The 26,170-nt window shown below is 72.8% G+C and carries 26 protein-coding genes; 16 read left to right on the top strand and 10 right to left on the bottom strand.

What is annotated here, in order from left to right:
• Positions 1–91: 91 nt before the first annotated feature.
• Both DKT68_RS29190 and DKT68_RS29185 read right to left on the bottom strand, forming a co-directional pair.
• On the bottom strand, positions 92–928 hold the full coding sequence (locus DKT68_RS29190; protein WP_109820593.1) for an undecaprenyl-diphosphate phosphatase: 837 nt from the start codon (positions 926–928) through the stop codon (positions 92–94).
• Positions 925–1,977 (bottom strand): LLM class F420-dependent oxidoreductase, encoded by a 1,053-nt coding sequence (locus DKT68_RS29185; protein WP_109820592.1) that lies wholly within the window; start codon positions 1,975–1,977, stop codon positions 925–927. Before DKT68_RS29185 ends, DKT68_RS29190 begins: the two co-directional genes overlap by 4 nt.
• 186 nt (positions 1,978–2,163) lie before the next feature.
• Here DKT68_RS29185 and DKT68_RS29180 point away from each other — a divergent pair, with 186 nt between their 5' ends.
• Positions 2,164–3,135 carry an aldo/keto reductase gene (locus tag DKT68_RS29180; protein ID WP_109820591.1) on the top strand — a complete coding sequence of 324 codons (972 nt, stop codon included), beginning with the start codon at positions 2,164–2,166 and terminating at the stop codon, positions 3,133–3,135.
• Between the two features lie 24 nt (positions 3,136–3,159).
• On the opposite strand, the gene DKT68_RS29175 is transcribed toward DKT68_RS29180, so the two are convergent.
• Genes DKT68_RS29175 through DKT68_RS29165 form a run of 3 tightly spaced genes read right to left on the bottom strand, consistent with a single transcriptional unit; the run spans position 3,160 to position 5,488 of the window.
• A complete protein-coding gene (locus DKT68_RS29175; RefSeq protein WP_109820590.1) occupies positions 3,160–4,077 on the bottom strand; it encodes a hypothetical protein in 918 nt (305 codons plus the stop codon).
• Between the two features lie 20 nt (positions 4,078–4,097).
• On the bottom strand, positions 4,098–5,159 hold the full coding sequence (locus tag DKT68_RS29170) for a WXG100 family type VII secretion target (RefSeq protein ID WP_109820589.1): 1,062 nt from the start codon (positions 5,157–5,159) through the stop codon (positions 4,098–4,100).
• Positions 5,156–5,488: a hypothetical protein gene (locus DKT68_RS29165; protein ID WP_109820588.1), complete on the bottom strand. Its 333-nt coding sequence runs from the start codon at positions 5,486–5,488 to the stop codon at positions 5,156–5,158. The genes DKT68_RS29170 and DKT68_RS29165 overlap by 4 nt, the downstream gene beginning before the upstream one ends.
• Before the next feature lie 93 nt (positions 5,489–5,581).
• On the opposite strand from DKT68_RS29165, the gene DKT68_RS29160 reads away from it, so the two are divergent.
• From DKT68_RS29160 to DKT68_RS29150, 3 genes are all read left to right on the top strand, one after another.
• Positions 5,582–6,001 carry a YbaB/EbfC family nucleoid-associated protein gene (locus tag DKT68_RS29160; RefSeq protein ID WP_109820587.1) on the top strand — a complete coding sequence of 140 codons (420 nt, stop codon included), beginning with the start codon at positions 5,582–5,584 and terminating at the stop codon, positions 5,999–6,001.
• On the top strand, positions 5,998–6,780 hold the full coding sequence (locus DKT68_RS29155) for an SseB family protein (protein ID WP_109820586.1): 783 nt from the start codon (positions 5,998–6,000) through the stop codon (positions 6,778–6,780). Before DKT68_RS29160 ends, DKT68_RS29155 begins: the two co-directional genes overlap by 4 nt.
• 119 nt (positions 6,781–6,899) lie before the next feature.
• On the top strand, positions 6,900–7,091 hold the full coding sequence (locus DKT68_RS29150) for a DUF5703 family protein (RefSeq protein WP_089021145.1): 192 nt from the start codon (positions 6,900–6,902) through the stop codon (positions 7,089–7,091).
• A 71-nt stretch (positions 7,092–7,162) separates the two neighbouring features.
• On the opposite strand, the gene DKT68_RS29145 is transcribed toward DKT68_RS29150, so the two are convergent.
• Both DKT68_RS29145 and DKT68_RS29140 read right to left on the bottom strand, forming a co-directional pair.
• Positions 7,163–7,825 (bottom strand): hypothetical protein, encoded by a 663-nt coding sequence (locus tag DKT68_RS29145; RefSeq protein ID WP_109820585.1) that lies wholly within the window; start codon positions 7,823–7,825, stop codon positions 7,163–7,165.
• A 58-nt stretch (positions 7,826–7,883) separates the two neighbouring features.
• Entirely contained in the window at positions 7,884–9,212 is a 1,329-nt protein-coding gene (locus tag DKT68_RS29140) for a M20/M25/M40 family metallo-hydrolase (protein ID WP_109820584.1), read from the bottom strand.
• A gap of 173 nt (positions 9,213–9,385) precedes the next feature.
• On the opposite strand from DKT68_RS29140, the gene DKT68_RS29135 reads away from it, so the two are divergent.
• From DKT68_RS29135 to DKT68_RS29095, 9 genes are all read left to right on the top strand, one after another.
• Complete coding sequence (locus DKT68_RS29135; protein WP_109820583.1) at positions 9,386–9,988, top strand: hemerythrin domain-containing protein; 603 nt, start codon at positions 9,386–9,388, stop codon at positions 9,986–9,988.
• An 86-nt stretch (positions 9,989–10,074) separates the two neighbouring features.
• Entirely contained in the window at positions 10,075–11,046 is a 972-nt protein-coding gene (locus tag DKT68_RS29130; RefSeq protein ID WP_109820582.1) for a LysR family transcriptional regulator, read from the top strand.
• A 184-nt stretch (positions 11,047–11,230) separates the two neighbouring features.
• Entirely contained in the window at positions 11,231–12,772 is a 1,542-nt protein-coding gene (locus DKT68_RS29125; RefSeq protein ID WP_109820581.1) for a sugar ABC transporter ATP-binding protein, read from the top strand.
• A complete protein-coding gene (locus DKT68_RS29120) occupies positions 12,769–13,773 on the top strand; it encodes an ABC transporter permease (RefSeq protein ID WP_109820580.1) in 1,005 nt (334 codons plus the stop codon). The genes DKT68_RS29125 and DKT68_RS29120 overlap by 4 nt, the downstream gene beginning before the upstream one ends.
• Before the next feature lies 1 nt (position 13,774).
• Positions 13,775–14,803: an ABC transporter permease gene (locus tag DKT68_RS29115; protein ID WP_109820579.1), complete on the top strand. Its 1,029-nt coding sequence runs from the start codon at positions 13,775–13,777 to the stop codon at positions 14,801–14,803.
• Positions 14,804–14,837: 34 nt separating this feature from the next.
• A complete protein-coding gene (locus DKT68_RS29110; protein WP_236647124.1) occupies positions 14,838–16,031 on the top strand; it encodes an ABC transporter substrate-binding protein in 1,194 nt (397 codons plus the stop codon).
• 81 nt (positions 16,032–16,112) lie between these two features.
• On the top strand, positions 16,113–16,982 hold the full coding sequence (locus tag DKT68_RS29105; protein WP_109820577.1) for a sugar phosphate isomerase/epimerase family protein: 870 nt from the start codon (positions 16,113–16,115) through the stop codon (positions 16,980–16,982).
• Between the two features lie 314 nt (positions 16,983–17,296).
• Positions 17,297–20,848, top strand: coding sequence for a ThuA domain-containing protein (locus DKT68_RS29100; protein WP_109820576.1), 3,552 nt, complete (start codon positions 17,297–17,299; stop codon positions 20,846–20,848).
• A 76-nt stretch (positions 20,849–20,924) separates the two neighbouring features.
• Positions 20,925–21,167, top strand: a complete 243-nt coding sequence (locus DKT68_RS29095) for a hypothetical protein (protein WP_109820575.1) — start codon at positions 20,925–20,927, stop codon at positions 21,165–21,167.
• Between the two features lie 58 nt (positions 21,168–21,225).
• Here the strand turns inward: DKT68_RS29095 and DKT68_RS29090 are convergent, their stop codons facing one another.
• The 3 genes from DKT68_RS29090 to DKT68_RS29080 are packed head-to-tail and all read right to left on the bottom strand — an operon-like array spanning position 21,226 to position 24,331.
• Complete coding sequence (locus tag DKT68_RS29090) at positions 21,226–21,576, bottom strand: DUF3140 domain-containing protein (protein WP_109820574.1); 351 nt, start codon at positions 21,574–21,576, stop codon at positions 21,226–21,228.
• On the bottom strand, positions 21,576–21,779 hold the full coding sequence (locus tag DKT68_RS29085) for a hypothetical protein (RefSeq protein ID WP_109820573.1): 204 nt from the start codon (positions 21,777–21,779) through the stop codon (positions 21,576–21,578). The genes DKT68_RS29090 and DKT68_RS29085 overlap by 1 nt, the downstream gene beginning before the upstream one ends.
• Positions 21,776–24,331 (bottom strand): ATP-dependent Clp protease ATP-binding subunit, encoded by a 2,556-nt coding sequence (locus DKT68_RS29080; RefSeq protein ID WP_109820572.1) that lies wholly within the window; start codon positions 24,329–24,331, stop codon positions 21,776–21,778. The genes DKT68_RS29085 and DKT68_RS29080 overlap by 4 nt, the downstream gene beginning before the upstream one ends.
• A 138-nt stretch (positions 24,332–24,469) precedes the next feature.
• Between DKT68_RS29080 and DKT68_RS29075 the strand changes: the two genes are divergently transcribed.
• The 3 genes from DKT68_RS29075 to DKT68_RS29065 form a co-directional block, all read left to right on the top strand.
• A complete protein-coding gene (locus DKT68_RS29075; RefSeq protein WP_201749235.1) occupies positions 24,470–24,862 on the top strand; it encodes a PIN domain-containing protein in 393 nt (130 codons plus the stop codon).
• 153 nt (positions 24,863–25,015) lie between these two features.
• Entirely contained in the window at positions 25,016–25,276 is a 261-nt protein-coding gene (locus DKT68_RS29070) for a hypothetical protein (protein WP_030504016.1), read from the top strand.
• A 6-nt stretch (positions 25,277–25,282) separates the two neighbouring features.
• Positions 25,283–26,170 (top strand): hypothetical protein (locus DKT68_RS29065; RefSeq protein ID WP_109820571.1); only part of this gene is annotated, 888 nt, incomplete at its 3' end.

The following is a 26,170-nucleotide window of genomic DNA, read 5'->3' as shown; positions in this document are numbered from 1 at the left end:
GCGCCATCGAGGCCACCTGACCGACCGATCCGTCGACGGCCCCCGCCTGCGCCCGGAGGGCGGTGGTGGGGGCCGTCGACGGATCGGTCGGTCAGGTGGCCTCGATGGCGCCGGTCATCAGCAGGGCGAGGACCAGGGTGCCCAGCGCGACCCGGTACAGCACGAAGACGTACAGGGTGTGGTGGGCGACGTAGCGCAGCAGCCAGGCGATGGCCGCGTAACCGATACCGAAGGCGATCACCGTCGCCACGATCATCTGGGCCATGGACGGCACGGACGTGCCCGGGGCGGACGGTTCGAAGACGTCACCGAGGCTGAACACGCCGGACATCACCACCGCCGGGATTGCCAGCAGGAACGAGTACCGCGCCGCCGCCTCCCGGGTCAGGTTGAGCAGCAGACCGGCGGTGAGCGTGCCCCCGGAGCGGGACACCCCGGGGATCAGCGCCATGGCCTGGGCGAAGCCCATCACCACGCCGTCCTTCATGCGGAAGTTCTCCAGGGTGCGGGTCTGCCGCCCCCAGTACTCGGCGAACGCCAGCACGAACGCGAAGACGATCAGCGTGGTCGCCACGACCCACAGGTTGCGCCCCGCGGTCTTGATCTGGTCCTTGAACACGAAGCCGAACAGCCCGATCGGGATCGAGCCGACGATGACGTACCAGCCCATCCGGTAGTCGAGGCTGGAGCGGACCGACTTGTCCCGCAAGCCGACCAGCCAGGTCCGGGTGATCCGCCAGATGTCCTTCGCGAAGTAGATCAGCACGGCGGCCTCGGTGCCGAGCTGGGTGACCGCGGTGAACGACGCGCCCGCGTCGCGGTCGAAGAAGATCGCCGAGGTGATCCGCAGATGGCCCGACGAGCTGACCGGTAGGAACTCGGTCAGTCCCTGGACGATGCCCAGGACGATGGCCTCGACCCAGGTCACTCCCCGACTCCCGAAAGGTCGAGCGCCTCGGCGACGGTACGCAGGGTCTGCACGCCGCTGTCCCGGTCGGCCACGAACAGGCTCACCGACAGCGTGGTGACGCCGGCGGCGGCGTACTCCCGCATCCGCTCGGCGATGCGTTCCTTCGGGCCGAGCAGCGAGGTGCGGTCGATGAACTCCATCGGCACCGCGGCGGCCGCGTCGCGCTGCCGCTTGGCCAGGTACAGGTCCTGCACCTCGCGGGCGGCGTCGCCGTAGCCCATGCGGGTGGCGAGCTGGTTGTAGAAGTTCTGCTGCCGGCTGCCCATCCCGCCGACGTAGAGCGCGGCGTACCAGCGGACCAGCTCGGCGCAGGACGCCACGTCGTCGCCGACCACCACCGGCACCGAGGGGACCACGTCGAAGCCGGCGAGCTCCTTGCCGACCTTGGCCCGCCCGGCGCGGACCGAGGCGAGCTGCTCGTCGGCGAACTCCGGGGCGTAGAACACGGCCAGCCAGCCGTCGGCGATCTCGCCGGCCAGCTCCAGGTTCTTCGGGCCCACCGCGGCCAGGTAGATCGGGATGTGCTCGCGGGGTGGGTGGAAGCCCAGCCGCAGCGCCTTGCCGGGGCCGTCGGGCAGCGGCAGCGTGTAGTGCTCGCCGTCGTACGCCACCTCCTTGCGGGCGATGGCCAGCTTGACGATGTCGACGAACTCGCGGGTCCGGGCCAGGGGCTTGGCGAAGCGCACCCCGTGCCAGCCCTCGGAGACCTGCGGGCCGGAGACGCCCAGGCCGAGCCGGAAGCGGCCGCCGGAGAGCGCGTCGATGGTGGCCGCGGTCATCGCGGTGGCGGCCGGCGTGCGGGCGGGGATCTGCATCACCGCGGCGCCGACGTCGATCCGTTCGGTCTGGCCGGCCATCCAGGCGAGCATGCTGGGCGAGTCGGAGCCGTAGGCCTCGGCCGCCCACACCACCGAGTAGCCGAGGCGGTCCGCTTCCTGGGCCAGCGCCAGGTGGTCTGCTGGCGTGCTCCACGCCGTCTGGTATCCGAGGCTGAGCCCGAGTCGCACTGGTCCTCCCCCATCCGTGGCACAGGTCGCACCAGGTTACGCAATGCCGATTACGGCCCCGATCACCGGCTCGCCCCCTATGATCCCCGTCCGCCGGGGTAGCCACCGCCGGCGGAACCGGCAGAACCGGCAGAGATGACGGGAGCGAGGATATCCGTGGCGGCGGGTTCGAAATAAGGTTCACCCATGCAACAGCGACCGCTCGGCCGAAGCGGGCTGGCGGTTTCCCGGCTCGCGCTCGGCACCATGACGTGGGGCCGGGACACCGACGCCGACGATGCGGCCGCCCAGCTGAAGAGTTACCTGGACGCGGGCGGCAATCTGATCGACACCGCCGACGTGTACGGCGACGGGGACGCCGAGTCGGTGATCGGCTCGCTGCTGGGCACCCTCGTTCCCCGTGAGGATCTGCTGATCGCCACGAAGGCGGGGTTGCGCCCGGGCAGCGGCCGGCGCCGCGACGGCTCCCGCGGGCACCTGCTGCGCACCCTCGACGCGTCGCTGCGCCGGCTCGGCACCGACCACGTGGACCTGTTCCAGTTGCACGGGTACGACCCGGACACCCCGCTGGAGGAGACCCTGGCCGCGCTGGACCACGCGGTGGCCAGCGGCCGAGTCCGCTATGTCGGGGTGTCGAACTTCTCCGGCTGGCAGACCGCGCGGGCCGCCGCCTGGCAGACCGCCTGGCCGGGCCGGGCGCCGGTGGTCGCGTCCCAGGTCGAGTACTCGTTGTTGGAGCGGGGCGTGGAGCGGGAGGTGCTGCCCGCGTGCGACGCGCTCGGCCTCGGCGTGCTGCCCTGGTCGCCGCTGGGCCGGGGGGTGCTCACCGGCAAGTACCGGCACGGCCGTCCGGCGGACTCCCGGGCCGCGTCGCCGCACTTCGAGCGGTTCGTGGCGACGTACCTGGAGCCGCGCTGCTCCAGCATCGTGGAGGCGGTGGCGACCGCGGCCGGCGGCCTGGGCGTGTCGCCGTTGGAGGTGGCGCTGGCCTGGATCCGGGACCGGCCGGGGGTGACCGCGCCGATCCTCGGCGCCCGCACGGTCGGGCAGCTGCTCGGCGCGCTCCAGGTGGAGCGGATCACCCTGCCCGACGAGATCACCACCGCCCTGGACGACGTCTCCGCGGTGCCGGTGGGCTACCCGGAGCGGGACGGCTAGCAGCCACCCCGCGGCCGGTCCGCCTCAGATCGCCGGCCGCTGGCCCGGGATGTCGCGCACGGCGGCGAGGAAACGGGACTGGTCGTCGCGGGTCGCCGGGTTGACGATCCGGATCCAGGACCCGTCGTCGAACCCGATGGTGGCCGGGAACTGCATGAGCCGCGCGGCGCCGTGGTCGCAGTCGATGCGGGTCACCCGCTGACGCTCCACGCTCCACAGGACGCGGGGCTGCCGGCGGTCCGGCCGACCCTCGTCCGGTCGACGACCCATCCGCAGCAGGTGCAGGTGCGTGTCGGTCACCACCAGCGGGGTGCCGGTGTAGCGCTCCAGGAAGAGCAGCAGACTACCGGCGAGGCTGGCCAGCTCACCGCTGAAGACGTACCGGCGCCGGTAGGCGATCTCGGCGAGCTGGTCGGCCAGCGGGCGGTACTGGCTGAGCCGGAACAACGCCCGGAACGCCTCCTGCTCGGGGGTCAACGGCAGCGGTTGGCGCGGCTCGGCGCCCTGGCGCGGCGCCGGCAGGTTGGCGTCCGGCTCGGCGGCGTCCGCGACTCCGCCGGCCAACGCGGCGGCCTTGCCGGGGAGCAGCAGGACGCCGGCGGCGATCCGCACCGGCGTCAGCACGGCGTCCACCCAGACCACCGGGTTGACGATGTTGAGCAGCCCGAACAGGGCCCGGGGCTCCAGCGACTCGGCCACGGCGTCGGTCATGGTGTCGGCGAACTGGCTGCCCACCCGGTGCAGCTCGTGCGCCCGTACCGGCGCCAACCCGACGTAGCGGATCTCCTGCCCGGGCAGCAGCGGCGCGACGAGGGCACGCTCGGGGTCGTCGCTGGTGCGGAACTCGTCGCGCAGCTCGCGGGCCTTGTCCCGGGCGGCCCGCGCGCCGCCGAGCACCGCGTCGGTGAACCGGCCGAGCCGACCCCGCTCCCCTGACGTCACGTGTTACCTCCTGGAGCGGCCTAACGCCCCGCCGGCTGATCTGCCGGCGGCTGCCCGAAGACATTCTGGTCGACCCAGTCGGCACCGCCCTGCACCGCCTGGCCGATCTGGTCGCCGACCTGGTCGCTGCCGGGAACGGAGAGGCCGCTGGTGAGCGCGACGGTCCCCCAGGTGACGCCGTGCACGACCGAGTTCGGCACGTTCCACGGCAGGTTGGTCGCCCAGTCGCGGGCAATCACCCGGGCGCCGTCGGCCATGCCGTGCGCCCGCAGCGCGGCGGCGCGGTCGAGGGCGCCCATGTCGAACGGCGAACCGGACTTGCCCAGCTTGTAGGTGCCCTTCGCCGGGTCGAGGAACTTGTGGTGCCACTTGTCGGCCTTGCCGGCGGCGCTCCGCTTGTCGGCGTACTTCTGGCCGGTGCGCAGCTTCTTCTGCATGTCGACGAGCTTGTCGAGGTGGGCGCGCAGCTTGCGCAGGTAGAGCATGACCCGCTGGAGCAGGCGGATGACCTTCTGCAGGTGCGTCGCCAGCGGCCGGATGACCTTCAACATCCGGGTGAGCACGATCAGGCCCCTGGTCACGGCGACACCCAGGCCGGCCGCCCAGGACGCCCCGGCGGTGAACGGCGCCATCAGCAACGCCGTCACCAGCGTGACCAGCAGGAAGTTCACGAATTCGACGCAGAGGTCGACGAGCACGTCGTGCACTGTCTGCAGACCGTCGGCGACGCTGCGCAGATACTCCGCGGTCGCCGCGAACTGCTCGGCGACGTCGAGCAGTTGCTGTTCCACCTCGGCCAGCCGCTGGCCGTACGCCTCGCCGGCGGGCGAGCGCCACCCGGGCTGCGCGGCCTCGCGGACGCCGCGGTGCCCCTGCGCCAGGTCGCGCACCTGCCCGGCCAGCGCGTCCCACTCGGCGGCCTTGGCGCGCAGCACGGCGGGCTCGCCGTCGACCATGTCGACGAGTTGGATGAGTGGCCAGGCGAGGGTCCGGCAGACGCTGTCGACCGCGTCCTCCACGCCGGAGAGCGCGTTGTCGAGGCCGTTCCACAGCTGGACGGCGCTGCCTGCCGGCCCGCTCATCCGGGCAGCCCCGCCTGGATGGCCTTGAACCCGCCGTCGAGGTCCTGCTCGTTGCGTTCGTACGTCTCGACCGTGTCGGACAGTGCGCTGGCGACCCGGCCGAACGCGGCGTTGGCGGCGCCGAACAGCTCCACGCCACCGTTGACCTGCTCGGCGTACTTGGCGCGGAGCATGTCGCTGGCGAACGGCAGATGACCGAAGGCGTCCGACGGCACGTCGCCGGCCGAGACGATCTGACTCTCCAGCGCGGCCAGCGAGCTGGCAACCTGCTTGGCGGCTGTCTCCAGTCGACGGATCGCGTGCACGTCGACATCGATGTCCGGCGCCATGCCGTTCCTCCCCCGTGTGTTCAGCGCACCGACGATACGATTCCCCGACCGCCGGGCACCACCCCGGTGCACGGTCCACGGGGGAGGAATCTCATGGCTGACCCGATGTCCGCGTTCGACGCGCTCGCCGGACGGATCGCCGACATCGAACGCCGGTTCGCGGGCCTGGGCGACGACCTGGCCGAACTGTCCGGCACCGCGAGCGACGAGAGCGGCCTGGTCTCGGCGACCGTCGACGCCACCGGCGTGCTCACCGGCCTCGACCTCGCGCCCGCCGCGCTGCATGCCGGCACCGACGGGTTGGCGGAGCTGGTGCTCGACGCGTACCGGCGGGCCCGCGCGGCGGCCACCGAGCGGGTCGAGGAGCGCACCGAGGGCTTGGACGTCGAGCTCGGCGCGGGCCTGACCGACCTGTTCGGCAGACCCGGTGACTTCTCGGCGCTGGGTCGCCTGGAGGAGACCATCGGCCGGCTCGGGCGGCTGGACGACCGCCTGCCGGGTTCGCCGGCATGACCTCGCCGAGCTGGCCGGAGATCGTCGAGCGGCTACGGGACACCGTCGCCCGCTGCGACCGCGACACCGACCTGGAGCTCACCGCCGCCGGGCGGGGGATCCGGCTGCTGGTTCGCCGCGACGTGGTTCGGGTGCTCTGCCCTGGCTACGACGAGGCACGCCTGGCCGTGCTCGGCTGGCGCCGCCCGGCCGGCGACGCGCAGTGGTGGTACGAGTCGCCGCGCAGCCCGGAGCAGATGGACCGGCTCAGCATGATGGTGGCCCGTACCGCCGCCGAGGTGCTGACCGACGACCCGGGTGCGCTCTCCTGCCGACCCGTGCCACCGGCCGCCTCGGCGGTGCGGCCGGCCACCGCCGGGGCGGCGCCGACGGAGCCGGCGGTGGTGGCGGAGCCGGCGGAGCTGACGGAGCCGGCGGTCGTGGCGCTGCTCGCTGCCGCCGCCAACCGACGCGACCTGCCCGGATACCTCGGCGTGCCGGCCGGCGCCATGGTGTGCGTGCCGCTGGCCGGGGAACCGGCAGCCGACGGCGAGGTCCCGTGGACGGTGGTCGGCGATGCGACGGGAGCGCCGCTGCTGCCGGTCTTCACCACCCCTCAGGCCCTGGCCGCGTTCGCCGGGGACGGGGTGCCGTTCGTCGCGCTGCCCTGCGCCGAGCTGCTCGAGGACTGGCCGGATGAGTCGTGGGGGCTGGCGGTGGACGCGGGCAGCGCCCGGGCGGTCACCCTGGCCGCGCCGGCGCTGGCCGCCCTGCTCACGGCGAACGCCCCGACCGGGTAGCGCCACGCGCGGCAGGATCAGGCAGCGGCGCCCAGGGCGGCACGAACCACGCACGGCAGCGGCGTTGGTCACCCCGCAGGGGGTGGCGAACGGCCGCTGGGCTGGGCAGCATGGATGGCATGGACTACGAATACGCGCCGCTGCGGCTGCCGCCGAACGTCGATCGGTTGACCGCCGCGGCGCAGTTGGCGATCCAGGCGGAGTTCTCCGGGTGGGAGTTGGCCCGGGTGCGGCTGTTCCGGGACGGCACCCGACAGGTGGTGCTGCGCCGGCGACGGGCCAACCAGCCGCAGCCGGGCCTGTCGTACTGACGCCGGTCGGGTCGGGCGGCGCGACGCCCGGGGCCCGTCCATGATCGGTCGGGCCCCGGGCGTCACACGGCCTAGTGCTGGTGCCCGGCGTGGTCGTGGTCGTCGTCGAGCTCCAGGAACGGGTGCTCGTCGAGCCGACCGACCAGCCGGTCGTCGGCCGCCGGCTGGAACGGGCCGACCGCGTCGTCGTCGTCGAACGACTCCAGGTCGACCGGGGTGCCCACCTCGCTGACCATCACCACCCCGTCGAGCGGCTCCAGCTCGGGGACGTCCAACGCGCCGAGCGAGCCGTCGCCGCTCTGCAGCAGCTCCAGCACCGCCTCGCCGACACCCTCCACCGGCGCCGGCTCGTCGTCCTCCGGGGTGCCCTCGCGACGGGCCACCTCGGCCACCCGCAGCAGCGCGGAGATGCTCGGCACCCGGTAGTCGCGGCGCTGGCGCACCGAGATCACCCGGGGGTGCGGGTCGCTGGCCTCGGCGCCCTCGGCCCCGCCGAAGCGCTCGTCGGCCTCGTCCGGGTCGATCGAGTCGACGTCCCACGGCGTCACCTCACCGAAGGCGTCGAGCAGCCGCTCGTCGTAGGCGTAGGACGCGTTGTTCAACGCCACGTACGCCTGCCAGACGTCGTCGTCGTCGACGCGGCCCTGGGCGGCGCGTACGGCGGCCAGGTGGTGGCGGGCCGCTTCGATCACCCGCTCGAGAGCGGCGTCCAGCTCACCGTGCTGGTCGGTCATGTGGGGCAGTCCCTTCACGATGGGGAGGGTCCGAGCCGGGTGCAGCTAACGGACACGGCTAGCAGGTGCGGAGGAACCGGTCGAGAACCCGCACGCCGAACTGTAGTCCGTCGACCGGAACCCGCTCGTCGATGCCGTGGAACAACGCGGAGAAGTTCAGGTCGGCGGGCAGCCGCAGCGGGGCGAACCCGAAGCAGCGGATGCCGAGCTGTGAGAACGCCTTCGCGTCGGTGCCGCCGGAGAGCATGTACGGCACGGGTCGGGCGCCCGGGTCCTCGGCGCGCAGCGCCGCCGACATGGCCTCGACCAGGTCGCCGTCGAAGGTGGTCTCCAGCGCCGGCTGCCGCTGGATGTACTCGATCGCGATGTCCGGGCCGACCAGCTCGCGCAGCTGCCGCTCCAGCAGCTCGGACTGCCCGGGCAGGCTGCGGCAGTCGATCGTGGCGGTGGCCCGGCCGGGGATGACGTTGTCCTTGTAGCCGGCGTTCAACCGGGTCGGGTTGGCCGTGTTGCGGATGGTCGCGCCGATGATGTTGGCGATCGGGCCGAGCTTGGCGATGGCCGTCTCCGGGTCCTCCGGGTCCAGCTCGACGCCGAGCAGGTCGGACACCTCCTCCAGGAAGGCCCGCACGGTGTCGGTGACCACGACCGGGAAGCGGTGCCGGCCGACGCGGGCCACCGCCTCGGCGAGCGCGGTGACCGCGTTGTCGTCGTGCACCATCGAGCCGTGCCCGGGGCGGCCCTTGGCGTGCAGCCGCAGCCAGTCGATGCCCTTCTCGGCGGTCTCGATGAGGTAGAGCCGCTGGCTGTCGTTGACCGAGTAGGAGAAGCCGCCGACCTCACCGATCGCCTCGGTGCAGCCGTCGAACAGCTCCCGGTGCCGCTCGACCAGGAAGCGCGCGCCGTAGTCGCTGCCCGCCTCCTCGTCGGCGGTGTACGCCAGCACGATGTCGCGCGGGGGCCGGACGCCGGTGCGCTGCCAGTGCCGCACCACGGCGAGCACCATCGCGTCGAAGTCCTTCATGTCGATCGCGCCCCGGCCCCACAGGTAGCCGTCGCGCAGCTCGCCGGAGAAGGGGTGCACCGACCACTCGTCGGCGTCGGCGGGCACCACGTCCAGGTGGCCGTGCACCAGCAGCGCTCCCCTGCTCGGGTCGGTGCCGGGGATGCGGGCCACCACGTTGGCGCGGCCGGGCGCGGACTCGCGCAGCACGGACTCCACGCCCACCTCGGCGAGCTTCTCCGCCACGTACTCGGCCGCGCGGCGCTCGCCGACGCTGGTGTCGTTGTCGCCCGTGTTGGTGGTGTCGATGCGCAGCAGGTCGCGGCAGAGGTCCACGACCTCTGCGGTGGGGTCCGGTCGGCCGGAGGGGGCGTCGCTCGTCATCGCCTCTTCATACCAGCCCGAGCCGGCCGGCGGGCCGGCGCACCGGGCGCGGTGGACCAGGCATTCAGGCCGGCGGATCCGGTCGACGGTTTCGCCGCTCGGAGGTTCGGGTACCGCCGCCGCGACCGCACATCCCCTGCCGGCGCTTCCGCCCGCCAGTCGAGGAGGGCACCATGTCCGTCGTTCCCCTGCCGCCGCTGCCGCCCGCTCCCGAGGAGGGCTACCGGCCCGGTGGGCTCAGCATCGCCGACATCGTGGACCGGGAGCACCAGCAGCTGCTGGCGTTGCTGGCGCAGTTGACCGGCCCGGACGCCACACCGCAGGAGGGGTACGCGGTGCTCACCGCCGCGCTGTCGCGGCACCTCTCGGCGGAGGAGCAGTACCTGCTGCCGGCGGTACGCGCCGCGCTGCCCGACGCGGCCGGGCGGGTGGACGCCGAGATCAACGCCGACGCCGGGCTGCTGGCCGCACTCAAGTCGCTCAGCGACGAGACGCTGACCGACGTCGCCGAGCGGGTCCGCCGGCACGTCGACGGGGTCGGCGCGCTCGTCGCCGAGCTGCGCGCGGTCGCCACGGAGGAGGAGCTGATCCGGCTCGGCAACCGGCTGGAGATCGCCGAGGAGGCGGCGCCGACCCGACCGCACCCGGGCACTCCGGCCACCCCGCCGTGGAACCGGATCGTCGAGCCGGCGGTGGGGGTGGTGGACAAGGTGCGCGACGCGGTGACCCGCCGGCCGACGTACCTGGCGGACCTGCCGGAGCCGCCGCGCGACTGAGGAGCGGCGACACCCACCGATGCATTCAATCTCACCGATCCGTCCGGGCCCTTCCGCCGGCTGCGGCGTGGTCCTACCGTCACCGTATGAACCTGGAGCTGCGACACCTACGGGTGGTCTGCGCGATCGCGGAGACGGGGAGCGTGACCAAGGCGGCGTCGGCGCTCGGCCTGGCCCAGCCGGCGCTCACCGCCCAGCTCCAGCGGATCGAGCGGACGCTGGGCGGGCCGCTGTTCGACCGGGACCGGCGCGGCGCCCGACCCACCGCGCTCGGTGAGCTGGTGCTGGCCCGGGCCCGGGTGCTGCTGCCGGCGATGAAGGGCCTCCAGGACGAGGCGGCCCGGCTGGCCGGCGCCGGCGAGGTCCCCCGCTGGTACCGGTTCGGCGGGGTGAACAGCCCGATCCTGGGGCGGCTGGTGCACCGGCTGGCCGCCGAGCAGCCGCCGGCCCAGATCACCACCTACGCCTCCTGGTCGGTGGACGAGTTGGCGCAGCTGGTGGCCGGCGGGCGGCTGGACTTCGCGCTGACCGGCGTCTGCGGCGACGCCGTCCCGTCGGCCGAGTTCGGGCTGAGCTGGCGCGAGGTCGCCGTCGACCCGGTGCTGGTGCTGCTGCCGGAGACCCACCCCCTCGCGGATAGCGACGAGGTGCGCCTGGTCGACCTGCGCCACGAGCAGTGGGTGGCCGCGCCGGGCGACGGCTGCTTCGGCGACTGCTTCGCCGCCGCCTGCGCCCGCGCCGGCTTCACTCCCCGCAAGGTGTACGAGACCGACGTGCGCGGCTGCGTCGACCTGGTGGACGCCGGCGAGGCGGTGGCCCTGTGCCAGGCGACGTTCCGCTCGGTGGCCGGGCTGGTCACGCGGCGGCTGGCCGGGATACCGCTGCGCTGGCGGCTGCTGCTGGGCTGGCACCCGGACTCCCCCGCCGCGCAGGGGGCCGAGGTGGTGCTGGAGACGGCCAAGTCGGCGTACACCGACTCCCTCGCCCCGCATCCCAGCTATCTGGCCTGGCTGCTGCGCAATCCCGGGTTCGGAGTCCGGCAGCCCAGCGGGGTCTGACCGCGATCAACCGTAGGGGTCGGCGTGACCTCTCCGCCGACCGTCCACCTTGTACCGGACGGCCCGCAACTTTTGGTCAGACCTGCAAAAGTTTAGTGGGAGCGAGCTTAACTTCTGCTTTACACGTTCGCCATCACATGCCTAGGGTTCGATGTCACAGTCGTCGATCCGTTGAGGTGACCGGATGACCGCTGACCCTCGCCCGCCCGACCCGGTCGTGCTCGGCATGTACGGCATCAGCAAGCGGTTCTTCGGCGTGACGGTCCTCGACGACGTACGCCTGGAGTGCCGGGCCGGTGAGATCCACGCGGTGATGGGCGAGAACGGCGCCGGCAAGTCCACCCTGATGAAGATCCTGGTCGGGGTGCACCAACCCGACGCCGGACGGATCGAGCTGAACGGCGCGCCGGTGCGTTTCCACCACCCACGGCAGGCGCTGGCCGCCGGGGTGAGCATCGTCCACCAGGAACTCACCCTGCTCCCCGAACGCACCGTCGCGGAGAACATCTTCCTCGGCCGGGAGCCCCGGCGCCGGTTCGGCGTGGACCGGGCCGCCATGGACCAGGCCGCCACCCGGCTGCTGGCCGCCCTGGGCGCCGAGGACGTGATCTCCCCGCGCAGTCTGGTCGGTCGGCTGCCGGTGGCGCGGCAACAGCTCGTGGAGATCGCCAAGGCGCTCTCCTTCGAGCCACGGGTGCTGGTGCTCGACGAGCCGACCGCCGCGCTCAGCCCGCACGAGGTGGACGCTTTGTTCGACCGGATCCGCCGGCTGCGCGCCGACGGGCTGACCGTGCTGTACATCTCGCACCGACTGCGGGAGGTCTTCGACCTCACCGACCGGATCACGGTGCTCAAGGACGGCCGCCGGGTGGACACGGTGGAGACCGCCGAGGTGAACACCCGCCGCCTGGTGCACCTGATGGTCGGCCGGGAACTGGACCACTACTACCCGCCCCGGGCCGCGCCGGGGCGGATCGGTCCGGTCCGACTCGCCGTCCGGGGCGCCGGCGCCGGCCTGCTGCACGACGTCGACCTGGACCTGCGCGCCGGCGAGATCGTCGGGCTGGCCGGGCTGGCCGGCTCCGGTCGTACCGAGCTGGCGCGGCTGCTGTTCGGCGCGACCCGGATGACCGCCGGCAGCCTGACCGTCGACGGGCGGGCCCGCCGGCTGCGCTCACCCCGGCACGCCATCCGCCGCGGCATCGGCCTCCTCACCGAGGATCGCAAGAGCGAGGGGCTGGTGCTGCAACGGTCGGTACGCGACAACACGCTGCTGGCCGCCCGATCGCTGGGGCGCGGCGCCGCCCGCCGGGTCGCCCTGGCCGACCTGCTGGACCGGGTGCGGTTGCGTGGTGGCACCGACCGGGAGGTGCGCTACCTCTCCGGCGGCAACCAGCAGAAGGTGGTGCTGGCCCGGTGGCTGGCGACCGGTGCCCGGGTGCTGATCTTCGACGAGCCGACCCGGGGCATCGACGTCGGCGCCAAGGCCAGCATCCACGAGTTGATGCGGGAGCTGGCCGACGCGGGCGCAGCCATCCTGATGATCTCCTCCGAGCTGCCCGAGGTGATCGGGATGGCCGACCGGATCGTGGTGCTGCGCCAGGGCACCGTCGCCGGTGAACTGCCGGCCGGCGCGAGCGAGGCCGAGATCATGCTGCTGGCCACCGGGGAGCCCGACCGGACCGGGGCCGCGGCCGGGGCGAGCAGGGAGGGCGGTACCGCATGATCGCCGACACGATGCCCGGACGGCTGCGACCGCTGGGGTTGACCCGCGACACCGCCGCCGCCTCCAGCGCGCCGGTCTGGCTCGTCTTCGGCGGGGTGTTCGCCGTCGCCTGGCTGCTGGTCGAGCTGAACGGCGGCCAGTTCATGACGGTGGACAACCTGCAGAACATGGCCGTCCGCTCGGTCGCGCTGGGCCTGGTGGCGGTCGGACAGACCATCGTGCTGATCGGTGGCTCGCTGGACCTGTCGGTGGCGTACCTGGTCAGTGTGACCGCCGTCGGAGCCTCGTTCGTCATGCAGGGCGACCCCGACCGGATGGTCCTCGGCATCGTGGTGACGCTCGCCATCGGCGCGCTGATCGGCCTGGTCAACGGGCTGATCATCACCGGGCTGCGGGTGAACGCGTTCATCGCCACGCTGGGCACCTCGCTGGTGATGAGCGGGGTGCTCAACGCGCTGTTCACCAACTTCACCGGCTCGGTCCCCCGGCAGTTCCAGGCGTTGGGCTACAACGCGCTCGGGCCGGTGCCGGTGGCGGTGATCCTGCTGCTCGTGGTGGTCGGGCTGGCCTGGTACGTGCTGCGCCGCACCCGGTTCGGCTACCACCTCTACGCCGTCGGCGGCAACGCCGAGGTGGCCCGGCTCTCCGGGGTACGCACCGACCGGACCGTGGTGCTGGCGCACGTGCTGTGCAGCCTGACCGCCGTCCTCACCGGGCTGTTCCTGGTCAGCCGGCTGCGCTCGGGCGCGCCGTGGGTCGGCCCGGACGGCGGCTACGACCTGGAGTCGATCGCCGCCGCCGTCGTCGGCGGCACCGCGCTCGCCGGCGGCCGGGGCGCCGTGACCGGCACCCTGGCCGGCGTGCTGATCCTCGCCGTGATCGACCAGGTCTTCAACGAGTTCGAGGTGAACGCCTTCCTCAAGACGCTGATCCGGGGCGTGATCATCGTCGGCGCGGTGGCGCTCTACGCAATACGCCGGCGAGACGAGGGGAGCTTCTGAGATGACCACGACCGCCGGGCCGCCAGCCGCGCCGGGAGCCCAGCCGTCGGCCGTACCTCGAGGGGAGCCGGCGGGCCCGAGGGCCCGGCGGCTGCTGCGCGCGGTGCCGCCGATCTGGCTGGTACTGGCCGCGGTCATCCTGCTGATCGCCTGGCGCAACCCCACCTTCGTCGAGCCGGCGCCGTTCCTCGCCTTCCTGCGCCGCTGCGCGCCCCTCGCCGTGCTCGCCGCCGGTCAGGTCTTCGTGATCATCGCCGGTGAGTTCGACCTGTCGGTCGGCGCGCTGGTCACCGCCGTGGTGGTGGTGGCCGCGCGGCTCTCCGACGGCGACGCGGCCCACACCTGGTGGCTGATCCCGCTGCTGCTCGCCGCTGGCGCGCTGGTCGGGCTGGTCAACGGGCTGGTCACCACCCGGCTGCGGGTGCCCTCGTTCATCGCCACCCTGGGCATGCTGCTGGTGCTCAGCGGGGCGGTCTTCCTCTGGTCCGGCGGCGCCCCGAGGGGCTCGCTGGCCGACAACTTCCGCCAGTTCGGCCGCTTCGGCGTCGAGCTGCCCGGGCTCGGTCAACTGCCGTACGCGGTGCTGACGCTGACCGCCGTCGGGATCGGGTTGTGGCTGCTGCTCTCGCACAGCCGCTTCGGACACCAGGTGTACGCGGCCGGCGGCAATCCGCAGGCTGCCGCGCTCTCCGGGGTCGATGTCCGTCGCGTACGGACCGCGGCATTCGTGATCTCCGGCCTGTCGGCGGTGGTCGCCGGGATCCTGCTCGGCGGCTTCACCGGGGTCACCGCCGAGGCCGGGGCGGGCTACGAGTTCCAGGCGATCGCCGCCGTCGTGCTCGGCGGCGCGGTGCTCGGCGGGGGGCGCGGAAGCGTCGGTGCGTCCGTCGCCGGCGCGCTCACCCTGCAGTCAGTGTTCACCCTGCTCAACCTGCTCGGCCTGGCCAAGTCGCTGCGTGACGCGGTGCAGGGCCTGATCATCATCGGCGCGGCCGCGTACGCCGCACACCGGCTGCGCCGGTCCGGCTGACGTCCGTGCCCCGACCTGTCGCGAGGAGAAGCCCATGAGACGTCCGATGCGATACCGACTCGCCGTGCTCGGCGCCGCCGTCCTGGTCGCCGCCGCCGGTTGCACCTCCACCGCCCCGGAGGAGGGTGACGACGGTCCCGCCGGCAGCGGCACGGGGCAGCAGTCGTCGTTCTTCGTGCAGGCCGACTACGACCGGCAGATCGCCCAACGTGACACCGCGCCCACCGGGCCCGCCGACCAGCCGTGGATGCAGGCGATCAACCCGCAGCTCGTCGACACGGCGAAGCACAAGAAGTCGGGCAGGCACACCATCTGCTTCTCCAACGCCGCGGTGAACAACCCGTGGCGGGTGGTCGGCTGGACCACCATGCAGGCCGAGGCGAAGCTGCACCCGGAGATCGCCACGCTGACCGCGGTGGACGCCGAGGGCAAGGACGACAAGCAGATCAGCGACATCGACGGTCTGCTGGCCAGCAAGAAGTGCAGCGCGCTGATCGTCTCGCCGAACACCACGGCCGCGCTCACCCCGGCGGTGGAGAAGGCCTGCCAGGCCAACCTGCCGGTGATCGTCTTCGATCGCGGGGTGAACACCACCTGCCCGGTGACCTTCATCCACCCCATCGGCGGGTACGCCTTCGGCGCCACCGCCGCCGAGTTCCTCACCAGCAAGGTCAAGAAGGACGGCAAGATCCTCGCGCTGCGGATCCTGCCCGGCGTCGACGTGTTGGAGACCCGCTGGTCGGCCGCCAAGGTGATCTTCGACAAGTCGGACGTGGACGTGGTCGGGGTGGAGTTCACCGACGGCGACGCGGCCAAGGTGAAGACCATCGTCAACGACTACCTGGAGCGCTACGGCAGCATCGACGGCGTCTGGATGGACGCCGGGGCCACCTCCGTCGCGGCAGCCGAGGCGTTCGAGGACGCCGGTCAGCAGGTGCCGGCGATCACTGGCGAGGACCAGCAGGACTTCCTGCGGCTCTGGCAGGACAAGAAGCTGACCGCCGTCGCCCCGACCTACCCCACGTACCAGTGGCGTACCCCGATCATCGCGGCGCTGGACATCCTGGCCGGCAAGCAGGTGCCCAAGGAGTGGGTGCTGCCGCAGCCGACCATCACCCAGGACAACCTCTCCCGGTACCTGCTGCCGCAGCTGCCGCCGCTGCACTACGCCCTTTGCGGCTGCGAGCAGATGCCCGGCTTCCCGCAGAACTGGGGCGGCAACCAGTGACCGCCGCCGCCGGCGTGGGCCCGTCCGGTGTGGGCGCACGCCGGCGGTGGACCGGCACCGACGACCTGTGAGGAGCGCAGCGTGCACCCCCTCGGCGCGAACACCTGGATCTGGGTCTCGCCCCTGACCGACGCGCGGCTGGCCGAGTTGGCCCCGCGGATCTGCGGCTGGGGCTTCGACGCCATCGAGCTGCCGATCGAGTCGCCGGGCGACTGGGACCCGGATCGCACCGCGGATCTGCTGGCCGGGCTCGGTCTGACCGCGACCGTCTGCGCGGTGATGCCGCCGGGGCGGGACCTGACCACCGATGATCGCGAGGTGGTCGAGCGGACCGCGGACTACCTGCGGTACTGCGTGCGGGCCGCGGCCCGGGTCGGCGCCGGCGTGGTGGCCGGTCCGATGTACGCGCCGGTCGGGCGGACCTGGCTGCTGGACCGCGACGCCCGGGCGGCGACCGTGCGCCGGCTGCGCGAGCGGTTGACGCCGCTGGGCGAGGAGGCGGCCGGGCAGCGCGTCACTCTCGCCCTGGAGCCGCTGAACCGGTTCGAGACGAGCCTGTTGAACACCGCCGAGCAGACCCTGGAGGTGGTCGACGGCATCCGCGGCCTGGGCATCGCGCTGGACACCTTCCACATGAACATCGAGGAACGCGACATCCCGGCCGCGATCCGCACCGCCGGCGACGCGCTGGCGCACGTGCAGGTCTGTGCCAACGACCGGGGCGCGCCGGGCAACGACCACCTGGACTGGCCGGGCATCGTGGAGGCGCTGCGCGGCGTCGGCTACACCGGGCCGCTGTGCATCGAGTCGTTCACGGCGGAGAACCGCACCATCGCTACCGCGGCGGCGATCTGGCGGCCGCTGGCGCCGAGCCAGGACCAGCTCGCCACCGCCGGGCTGGCCTTCCTGCGGGACCTGCTCGACCGGGCGGCGGCGGCGAACGCCCGCTAGGTCTCGACCGGGCGGCGGCGTCCGCCCGACAAGTCAACAGCACCGGGCCCGCGCGCACCGCCGGATGGCCATCCGCCGACGGTTCGGCGCGCCATGTCGCCATATCCCATGACACATTTCGTGATTTCACATTCTCTGCACCACACGTTGACATGTATCGATTAAACGCGGAGGGTGGCGGCAGAGCAGAGGGTGGTGCCGGCCGGCCGGCCGACACCACCGGCGAGCGCGGGGGAACCCATTCGGCGGCGCGTCGCAACCCCTCCGCCCGGCCCGCCGGGCGGCCATTTCCGCATTCGAGGAAGGGAGCCGGCATGCGCCGCCGACACCTCGTACTGGGCGCCCTGTCCACCCTGCTGCTGTCCCTGCTGATCACTCCGGCCGCCCCGGCCACCGCCGCGGCCCCGTTCCGCGCGCTGGTGTTCTCCGAGACGGCCGGCTACCGGCACGACTCCATTCCGGACGGCGTCGCGATGTTCTCCGACCTCGCCGCGCAGCACGGCTTCACCGTGGTGCACTCGGAGGACTCCGCCGTCTTCACCCCGGCCAACCTGGCCACCTTCGACGTGGTGGTGATGTTCCAAACCTCCGGCATGGTGTGGGACACCGACGCCCAACGCCAGGCGTTGCAGAGCTACGTCGCGGCCGGCGGCGGGATCGCGGCCATCCACAACGCCACCGACATGGGCATTGAGGGCTCCTTCCCCTGGTGGGACGACCTGGTCAACGCCGGTGCGCACATGCCCGAGCACTCCCCCGGGGTGCTGGCCGGCACCGCGCACGTCGCGGACCGGGTGCACCCGTCGACCGTCGGGTTACCGGACCGGTGGCAACGCAGCGAGGAGTGGTACAACTTCGACAGGAACCCCCGCGGTGACGTGCACGTGCTGCTCACCGCCGACGAGCGCACCTACAACCCGGGCGGCAGCGCGATGGGCGCCGACCACCCGATCTCCTGGTGCCGGCAGGTCGGCGGGGCCCGGGTGTGGACCACCGCGATGGGGCACGCCAAGGCGTCCTACGCCGAGCCGTTCTTCCGTCAGCACGTGCTGGGTGGCGTGCAGTGGGCCGCCGGGGTGGCCGCCGGCGACTGCGGCGGCACCGTCTGGGGCAACTTCGAGAAGGTGTCACTGGACCAGAACACCGTCGACCCGATGGCGGTCGACGTGGCGGCCGACGGGCGGGTCTTCTACGTCCAGCGCGCCGGCCAGGTGAAGATCTTCAAACCGTCCACCAGCAGCACGGTCACCGCAGGCACGTTGCCGGTCTACACCGGCGGCGAGGACGGCCTGGTCGGCATGGCGCTGGACCCTAACTTCGCCAGCAACGGCTGGATCTACCTGTACCACTCGCCGCAGGCCAGCCCGACCGACGTCAACCGCCTGTCCCGGTTCACCATCAGCGGCGACACCCTCGACACCAGCAGCGAGAAGGTGCTGCTGGACGTGCCGGCCTACCGGGACCGCAGCTTCCCCGAGCCGGGGCACACCGGCGGGTACCTGGCCTTCGGGCCGGGCGGCAACCTCTACCTGTCCACCGGCGACGACAGTCCGCCGAACTACGACCCGGCCTGGCAGGGCTACGCGCCGCTGGACTGGAGGCCGGGCAAGAGCTTCCTGGACGCGGCCCGCTCGGCCGGTAACACCAACGACCTGCGCGGAAAACTGCTGCGCATCCACCCGGAGCCGGGCGGAACGTACACCGTGCCCAGCGGGAATCTCTTCGCGCCGGGCACCGCGAAGACCCGACCGGAGATCTACGCCATGGGCTTCCGCAACCCGTTCCGCTTCTCCGTCGATCCGGTGTCGGGCTGGGTCAACCTGGCCGACTACGGGCCGGACCGAGGTGGGCCGACCACCGAGCGCGGCCCGGAGGGGCTCGTCGAGCTGAACGTGATCAGGCAGGCCGGCAACTACGGTTGGCCGTTCTGCCACGGCAACAACCAGCCGTACGCGCCCTACAACCCGGACACCGGGGTGGTGGGGGCGAAGTTCGACTGCGCCAACCCGGTCAACAACTCCCCCAACAACACCGGCCTGAGCACGCTGCCGCCGCTGGTGCAGCCGCAGATCTGGTACGGCTACGGGGCGTCGCCGCAGTTCCCGGAGATGGGCTCCGGCGGGGCGGCCCCGATGGGCGGCCCGGTATACCGGTACAACGCCGCCAACCCGTCGCCAACGAAGTTCCCCGCGTACTACGACGGGGTCCACTTCTTCTACGAGTGGTCGCGGAACTACCTCAAGGAGATCCACTTCGACGCGGCCGGGTCGCTCGTGAAGATCAACCCGTTCCTACCGGGCGGAAACTTCGTCAAGCCGATGGATTTGCGCTTCGGCCCCGACGGCGCGCTGTACCTGCTGGAGTGGGGCTCCAACTTCGGCGGCGGCAACAACGACTCCGGGCTCTACCGCATCGACTACGTCAGCGGCGGACGGGCCCCACTGGCGAAGGCCGCCGGCACCCCGACCAACGGCCGGGCCCCGTTGACCGTGCAGTTCTCCAGCGCCGGCTCCGCCGACCCGGACCCGGGCAACACCATCACGTACGCCTGGGACTTCGACGGCAACGGCAGCACGGACTCCACCGCGACCAACCCGACGCACACCTACACCGTCAACGGCGTCTTCACCGCCCGGCTGACCGTGCGGGACAACACCGGACGCAGCGCCTTCGCCAACGTACCGATCACCGTGGGCAACACCGCGCCGACCGTGCGGATCACCGGCCCGCCCAGCGGCGGGATGCTCGACTTCGGCCAGCAGGTGGCGTACACGGTCACCGTCACCGACCCGGAGGACGGCACGATCGACTGCACGAAGGTGCTGGTCAACCCGGCGTTGGGGCACGACGACCACGAGCACGGCACCACCGACTACCCGGGCTGTTCGGGCACCATCTCCACCGACCTGCTCGGCGGGCACCCCGACGGCGCGAACCTGTACTACGTGCTCAACGCCCGCTACCAGGACCGGGGCGCCAACGGGGTGCCGGCGCTCACCGGGTACGGCCGGGCGCTGCTGCAACCCAAGCACAAGCAGGCCGAGTTCTTCACCGGCCAGTCCGGGGTGCGGGTCGTCGAGCAGGCCGGTGCGGAGAGTGGCAAGCGGATCGGCGACGTCAGCAACGGTGACTGGATCATGTTCGACCCGATGAGCCTCCAGGGGATCAGCACGCTGAGCCTCCGGGTCTCCTCGCCGTACGGGGGCGGCAGCGTCGAGCTGCGCGCGGACTCCCCGACCGGACAGTTGCTCGCCACCCAGGCTGTGCCGAACACCGGCGGCTGGGACGTCTACCAGCAGCAACCTGCGGTGAACGTGACGGCGCTCGGCGGCACCCACCGGCTCTACCTGGTCTTCCGGTCCAGCCAGAACAACTCGTTCGACCTGGACTCGATGACCTTCGGCGGGGCCGGGGTCGGCACCACTCCCACCGGGATCGCCGGGAAGACGTACACCCTCACCGCGCAGCACAGCGGCAAGCTCGCCGACGTGAACGGCGTGTCCACCGCCGACGGGGCCGTCGTGCATCAGTGGGCGGCCACCGGCGGCGCCAACCAGAGGTGGCAGGCGGTCGACGCCGGCGGCGGCGCGGTCACCCTGCGGGCCGCGCACAGCGGCAAGTGCCTGGCGGTGACCGGCGGTTCCGCCGCCGGGGCCCAGGTCGTGCAGCAGACCTGCGGTACGGCCACCAGCCAGCAGTGGCAGGCGGTACCCACCGCCACCACCGGCGTGTACGACCTCAAGGCCCGGCACAGCGGGCTCTGCCTGGACGTCAACGGCAACTCCACCGCCGACGGGGCGCCACTGGTCCAGTGGACCTGCACCGGCACGGCCAACCAGCGGTGGCGGCTGACCGTGACCGGCTGAGCGGTCCCGCCGGCGCGGCGCGGTAATGCCCGGCCGATGGCGGTGCGAACCGCCGTCGGCCGGGTATCTGGCGAACATGACCGATCTCTACCCGAGCACCGGCGACCGGGAACTGCTCAGCCAGGCCGCCGCCGCACACACCGCCACCACCCGCGAGATGGAGGCGTTCCTGCGCCGGCTGCCGGAGGTGCCCGGCCCGGCCGACGTCGCCGAGTACGCCAACCTGCTCACCCGGGAGGAACGGACCCGCGGCGAGCGGGACGCCGCCGCCGACGCGGCCGGGCTGACCATCGGCAGCCTGGAACCCGACCAGGCCTGACCCGAATCCGGCGCGACGGTGCCGTCCCTACCGGGACGGCACCGTCGGACGTGCCCGCTCAGCGTTCGACGAGGGGGTCGTGGCCCAGGTCGAGCAGCGAGTGCCGCCACTCGTTGTCGGCGTTGCCGCGCGGCGGCTTGGCGTCCATCAGCTCGCGGATCCGGTCGACCGCGTCCCGCATCACCTCGATGTCCTCCGGGGTGAGGTCGACCTTGCGCTTCGTCAGCACCTTGAGGATCTCCCGGCCGGGCTGGGGCAGGTCGAGGGTCGGGCTCGACCCGAACGACTCCTCACCGGAGCCCCGGGTCAGCAGCCAGCTGCGCAGCTGCGCCGACGGGACGTTGACCTCGGCGTGGAAGTCCTCCCAGAGCACTTCCACCTCGGGGTCGATCCGAGTCTCGCGTGCCATCAGGTCTCCTCTCCGGGCGGCGGCCCGGACGTCTCCGGGTCGTCCTCGTCGGTCTTCGGATGCAGGCCCTCCGGCGGCACCCGGGTCCTCCTGGGGTTCGCGGTGGGTGGCGCCAGGATCGGGTCGGGATGGTCGTCCTCGTCCCGGGACTCCGCGGGCTCCTGCGGTTCCTCGGGTTCCGGTCGTCGCGCCGCCCCGCTCATCGCGGGTGCGAGGTCGTGGCGGCGGTGTACCCCCGCTCGCCCGCGCCGACGTCGAAGGTGAGCTGGCCCTCGCGGGCGTCCACGGTGACCTTCTGCCCGGGCGACATGGCCGACTCCAGCAGCATCCGGGACAGGTGGTTGTCCACCTCCCGCTGGATGACCCGGCGCAGCGGGCGGGCGCCGAACTCCGGCTGGTAGCCGTGCTCGGCGAGCCAGTCGATGCCGGCGCTGGTGAACTCCACCTGGATGTCCTGGGCGTGCAGCCGCCGGCGGGTCTCCTCCAGAAGCAGCCCGGTGATCTGGCGCAGCTGCTCGGCCTCCAGCCGGCGGAAGATGATCACCTCGTCGATCCGGTTGAGGAACTCCGGCCGGAAGTTCTCCTGCAGCCGGCGCATCAGACGCTCGCGCAGCTCGTCGTTCTCCTGCTCGCTGCCCGGCGCGCCGGTGCCGAAGCCCACGGCGCGCTGCGTGCCGGTGATCAGCTCGGAGCCGAGGTTGCTCGTCATGATCAGGACGGTGTTCTTGAAGTTCACCGTGCGGCCCTGGCTGTCGGTCAGCCGCCCGTCGTCGAGCACCTGGAGCAGGATGTTGAACACGTCCGGGTGCGCCTTCTCGATCTCGTCGAGCAGCACCACGGCGTAGGGGCGGCGACGCACCGCCTCGGTGAGCTGACCGGCCTCCTCGTAGCCGACGTACCCGGGCGGGGCGCCGACCAGCCGGCTGACCGTGTGCCGCTCCTGGAACTCGCTCATGTCCACCCGGACCATCCGGTCCGCCTCGCCGAACAGCGCCTCGGCCAGGGCGCGGGCCAGCTCGGTCTTGCCGACGCCGGTCGGGCCGAGGAACAGGAAGCTGCCCATCGGCCGGTTCGGGTCGGCCAGCCCGGCGCGGGAGCGGCGGACCGCCTCGGCGACCGCGGTGACCGCGTCGTCCTGGCCGACCACCTTCTGGTGCAGGTGACCCTCCAGGCGCAGCAGCCGGTCGCGTTCCTCCTCGGTGAGCTGGCTGACCGGGATGCCGGTGGCCCGCGAGACCACCTCGGCGATCTCCCGCGTGCCCACCTCCGGCACCTGCGAGGTGGAGCCGTCGTCGCCGTTCGCGCGGCTCACCTGCTGCTCCAGCTCCGAGATCCGGTCGCGCAGCGTGGAGGCGCGCTCGTACTGCTCGTCGGCGACGGCCTGTTCCTTGTCCCGGCGTACCTCGTCGAGCTGCTGCTCCAGCTCCCGCACGTCGGAGGCGGGGGTGCGGGTGCGCAGCCGCACCCGGGCGCCGGCCTGGTCGATGAGGTCGATGGCCTTGTCCGGCAGGAACCGGTCGGTGACGTACCGGTCGGAGAGTTCGGTGGCGGCGACCAGCGCCTCGTCGCTGAACCGCACCTGGTGGTGCGCCTCGTACCGGTCGCGCAGGCCACGCAGGATCGCGATCGTGTCGTCGATGGTGGGCTCGGGCACCAGCACCGGCTGGAAGCGCCGGGCCAGCGCGGCGTCCTTCTCGATGCTCTTGCGGTACTCGTCCAGCGTGGTCGCGCCGATCACCCGCAGCTCGCCACGGGCCAGCGCCGGCTTGAGCATGTTGGACGCGTCCATCCCGCCCTCGCTGCCGGCGCCGCCGGCCCCGACGAGGGTGTGGATCTCGTCCATGAAGATGATCAGCTCGTCGCGGTGCGCCCGGATCTCGTCGATCACCTTCTTCAGCCGCTCCTCGAAGTCACCCCGGTAGCGGGTGCCGGCGACCAGGCCGGCGAGGTCGAGCTGGACCACCCGCTTGCCGAGCAGGGTCTGCGGCACGTCCCCGTCGCAGATCCGCTCGGCCAGGCCCTCGACGATCGCGGTCTTGCCCACGCCGGCCTCGCCGATCAGGACCGGGTTGTTCTTCGTCCGGCGGGACAGGATCTCGACGGCCTGCTCGATCTCGTCGGCCCGCCCGATCACCGGGTCGATCTGGTCGGCGCGGGCCAGGTCGGTGAGGTCCTGGCCGTACTGGTCGAGGGTCGGGGTGCCCCGGTCCGGCTTCGGGCCGTTCATCGGCCCGCGCTCGGCGTTGGCGGCCTGCAACGACTCCGGCTGGATCCGGCCGGCCGCCAGCATCCGCCCGGCCGGCGACTCCGGGTTGAGGGGCAGCGCCATCAGGATGTGCTCGGGGCCGATGTAATTGGCGCCCATCGCCCGGGACAGCTGGTGGGCGTCGAGCAGGGCCCGCTTGGCCGCTGGCGTCAACGACAGGTTGGGGGGCACCTCCCCGCGCGGCGCGCCGTCGCCCCGCCCGCCGAGCGCGTTGAGCAGGGTGTCCGGATCGGCGCCGGCCCGGCGTACCAGGTCCCGGAGGGGTTCGCGTTGCAGCGCCGCCCAGAGGAGATGGTCGGTGTCCAGGTCGCTGCTCTGCCGTTGCGCCGCCCGCCGGGCCGCGTCGGCCAGCATCTCCCGGGCGTCGGCCGTCATCAGCCGGGTGATGTCGACCCGGTGCGCAGGTCGGCGTCCTCCCTCACCCCGGCCGAAGTACCGGGCCAGGAACTCATCCCACGGGTCGGAGCCGAAGTCACCGGGTCCCATCATGTCTCCTCCGCAGTCGGGCGCGGCACGGTCGCCAGGGGCTACCCGGCGCTCGTCCCGACAAACGCCGCACCTGGCGGCCCACCTCCGTTCCGGGAGTGGCGTCCGACCCCCGCCGGCCGCGGGTGGCAGGCTGACGGCATGGATGAGACCCCACTGCTGATCGTGGACGGCGCCAACGTGGTGGGCTCCCGCCCCAACGGGTGGTGGCGGGACCGGGCGGGCGCCGCCGCCCGGCTGCGCGACTCGCTCGCGCCGGTGGCCACGGCCGGGCTGCCGACCCGGCTGGCCGCCCCGGTGGAGGTGGTACTGGTGGTCGAGGGGGCCGCGCGGGGCGTGCCCGGCACCGACGGCGTGCGGGTGGTCTCCGCAGCCGGCTCCGGCGACGACACGGTGGTCGACCTCGTGGAGGGCGCGCCCGAGCGCCGCCGGCTGGTGGTCACCGCCGACCGGGAGCTGCGCGAGCGGGTCACCGCCCTGGGAGCCGAGGTGTACGGGCCACGCTGGCTGCGTGACGCCCCGGCCAACAGTTGAGAAGCTCTCGCACTGGGACTCCCACAGAACGGACTCCCGGCACTTCAGTGCGACAACCGGACAGCCGGGCAGGAACACCGACAGGGCGGATGTTCTCCCACGGACGCCGATAGGCTCTAATGGAGATCTCCCCCGCCCCCAGGAGGTTCCGCCGTGGCGAGCGTCGCCGAGCTGAAGGCCGCCATCGATGTCGCCCTCCAACAGATCGGGGACGGGCAGACAGCCGTGCAGGCCGCCGGCGAGAAGCTGGCCGAGGCGCAGCAGACCCTGGCCGGCGCGCTGGAGGGCAGCGGGCACGAGACGGTGGAGGCGGCCCAGGCGTCGCTGACCCAGGCCAGCCAGGAGCTGGAGGAGTGTCTCGCCGCGACACTTGTCGCGGTGGAGCAGGCGCAGCTCTACGTCGCCACCCTGTAGGCCGCCGTGTCCATCATCGAGGATGTCGGTGGGCAGGTCCGTGCCGCCAGCGAGGAGTTCCCGGTGGCCCTGCTCGGGCAGGCGCTGGAGAAGTTCGGCCTGGCCGCCGAGCGGCTGCGCTGGGTCCGGCAGGAGTCGGCCAACCCGATGGGTGTTCCCGAGCTGTCCGCCGCCACCGAGCACGCCGAGACCGCCGGCTACGCGCTGCGGGTGGCGCAGGAGCAGCTGTCGGCGTATCTGACCGCGATCGGGCTGGGCGCGGACGGGGCACCGCCGCCCCGCACGCAGCAACGCGAACCGCGCCACGACGCGCCGCCGGTGGGCGGGCCGGCCACGGTGGCGCCGGAGCCCGCCGAGCAGGTCCGGCTGCGCCGCTGGTGGTCGGTGCGGGTGGCGGAGCTGACCGGGGGACGCGAGGGCGCCGCCGACGAGCCCGACGAGCGGCTGGACGACTCCCAGGAGCTGCTGCGCCGGGTCGTCCGTGGGGTGCGTTCCGGCGACCGGGACCGGCTGCGGACGGAGCTGCGCCGGGCCCCGGCCGACGTGGGCCTGGGGATGGCCGCGCTGGCGCCGCCGCTGCTGCGCGAGCTGGCCGGTGAGCTGCTGGGCCACCCGCCGCGCGCCACCGACCTCGGCCGCCTGCGCGGAGAGCTGGACGGCCGGGTCCGCGACCTGCTGCCCGGGCTGCCGCCGCCGGTGCTGGAGACACTGCTGACCCGGGTGTGCCGGATGCCGCCGCCACGCGCCTCCGGTGAGCCGCCGCACGCCGCGGACTCCGCGGTGACCGCCGGCGTGGCGACCGGGCTGCTGCTCGCCCGGCTCGGTCGGGACCTGCCCACCGCCGGCTCGCAGCCCGCGCCCAACGGGCAGCCGGGCGGCGAGCCGGCGGTGGGC

It is taken from the genome of Micromonospora acroterricola, from assembly GCF_003172955.1.
GTDB lineage: Bacteria > Actinomycetota > Actinomycetes > Mycobacteriales > Micromonosporaceae > Micromonospora > Micromonospora acroterricola.
Note: the sequence above shows the minus strand (reverse complement) of the source record. Positions and strands in the feature narration are given on the sequence as shown.

Bases quoted from the DNA above. Each gene is read 5' to 3' on its own strand.
- DKT68_RS29155 (WP_109820586.1), top strand. From the start codon at position 5,998: ATGACCTCGCCGAGCTGGCCGGAGATCGTCGAGCGGCTACGGGACACC.
- DKT68_RS29130 (WP_109820582.1), top strand. From the start codon at position 10,075: ATGAACCTGGAGCTGCGACACCTACGGGTGGTCTGCGCGATCGCGGAG.
- DKT68_RS29110 (WP_236647124.1), top strand. From the start codon at position 14,838: ATGAGACGTCCGATGCGATACCGACTCGCCGTGCTCGGCGCCGCCGTC.
- DKT68_RS29085 (WP_109820573.1), bottom strand. From the start codon at position 21,779: ATGAGCGGGGCGGCGCGACGACCGGAACCCGAGGAACCGCAGGAGCCC.
- DKT68_RS29150 (WP_089021145.1), top strand. From the start codon at position 6,900: ATGGACTACGAATACGCGCCGCTGCGGCTGCCGCCGAACGTCGATCGG.
- DKT68_RS29120 (WP_109820580.1), top strand. From the start codon at position 12,769: ATGATCGCCGACACGATGCCCGGACGGCTGCGACCGCTGGGGTTGACC.
- DKT68_RS29165 (WP_109820588.1), bottom strand. From the start codon at position 5,488: ATGGCGCCGGACATCGATGTCGACGTGCACGCGATCCGTCGACTGGAG.
- DKT68_RS29145 (WP_109820585.1), bottom strand. From the start codon at position 7,825: ATGACCGACCAGCACGGTGAGCTGGACGCCGCTCTCGAGCGGGTGATC.
- DKT68_RS29075 (WP_201749235.1), top strand. From the start codon at position 24,470: ATGGATGAGACCCCACTGCTGATCGTGGACGGCGCCAACGTGGTGGGC.
- DKT68_RS29125 (WP_109820581.1), top strand. From the start codon at position 11,231: ATGACCGCTGACCCTCGCCCGCCCGACCCGGTCGTGCTCGGCATGTAC.
- DKT68_RS29170 (WP_109820589.1), bottom strand. From the start codon at position 5,159: ATGAGCGGGCCGGCAGGCAGCGCCGTCCAGCTGTGGAACGGCCTCGAC.
- DKT68_RS29090 (WP_109820574.1), bottom strand. From the start codon at position 21,576: ATGGCACGCGAGACTCGGATCGACCCCGAGGTGGAAGTGCTCTGGGAG.
- DKT68_RS29100 (WP_109820576.1), top strand. From the start codon at position 17,297: ATGCGCCGCCGACACCTCGTACTGGGCGCCCTGTCCACCCTGCTGCTG.
- DKT68_RS29080 (WP_109820572.1), bottom strand. From the start codon at position 24,331: ATGATGGGACCCGGTGACTTCGGCTCCGACCCGTGGGATGAGTTCCTG.
- DKT68_RS29095 (WP_109820575.1), top strand. From the start codon at position 20,925: ATGACCGATCTCTACCCGAGCACCGGCGACCGGGAACTGCTCAGCCAG.
- DKT68_RS29180 (WP_109820591.1), top strand. From the start codon at position 2,164: ATGCAACAGCGACCGCTCGGCCGAAGCGGGCTGGCGGTTTCCCGGCTC.
- DKT68_RS29115 (WP_109820579.1), top strand. From the start codon at position 13,775: ATGACCACGACCGCCGGGCCGCCAGCCGCGCCGGGAGCCCAGCCGTCG.
- DKT68_RS29160 (WP_109820587.1), top strand. From the start codon at position 5,582: ATGGCTGACCCGATGTCCGCGTTCGACGCGCTCGCCGGACGGATCGCC.
- DKT68_RS29140 (WP_109820584.1), bottom strand. From the start codon at position 9,212: ATGACGAGCGACGCCCCCTCCGGCCGACCGGACCCCACCGCAGAGGTC.
- DKT68_RS29135 (WP_109820583.1), top strand. From the start codon at position 9,386: ATGTCCGTCGTTCCCCTGCCGCCGCTGCCGCCCGCTCCCGAGGAGGGC.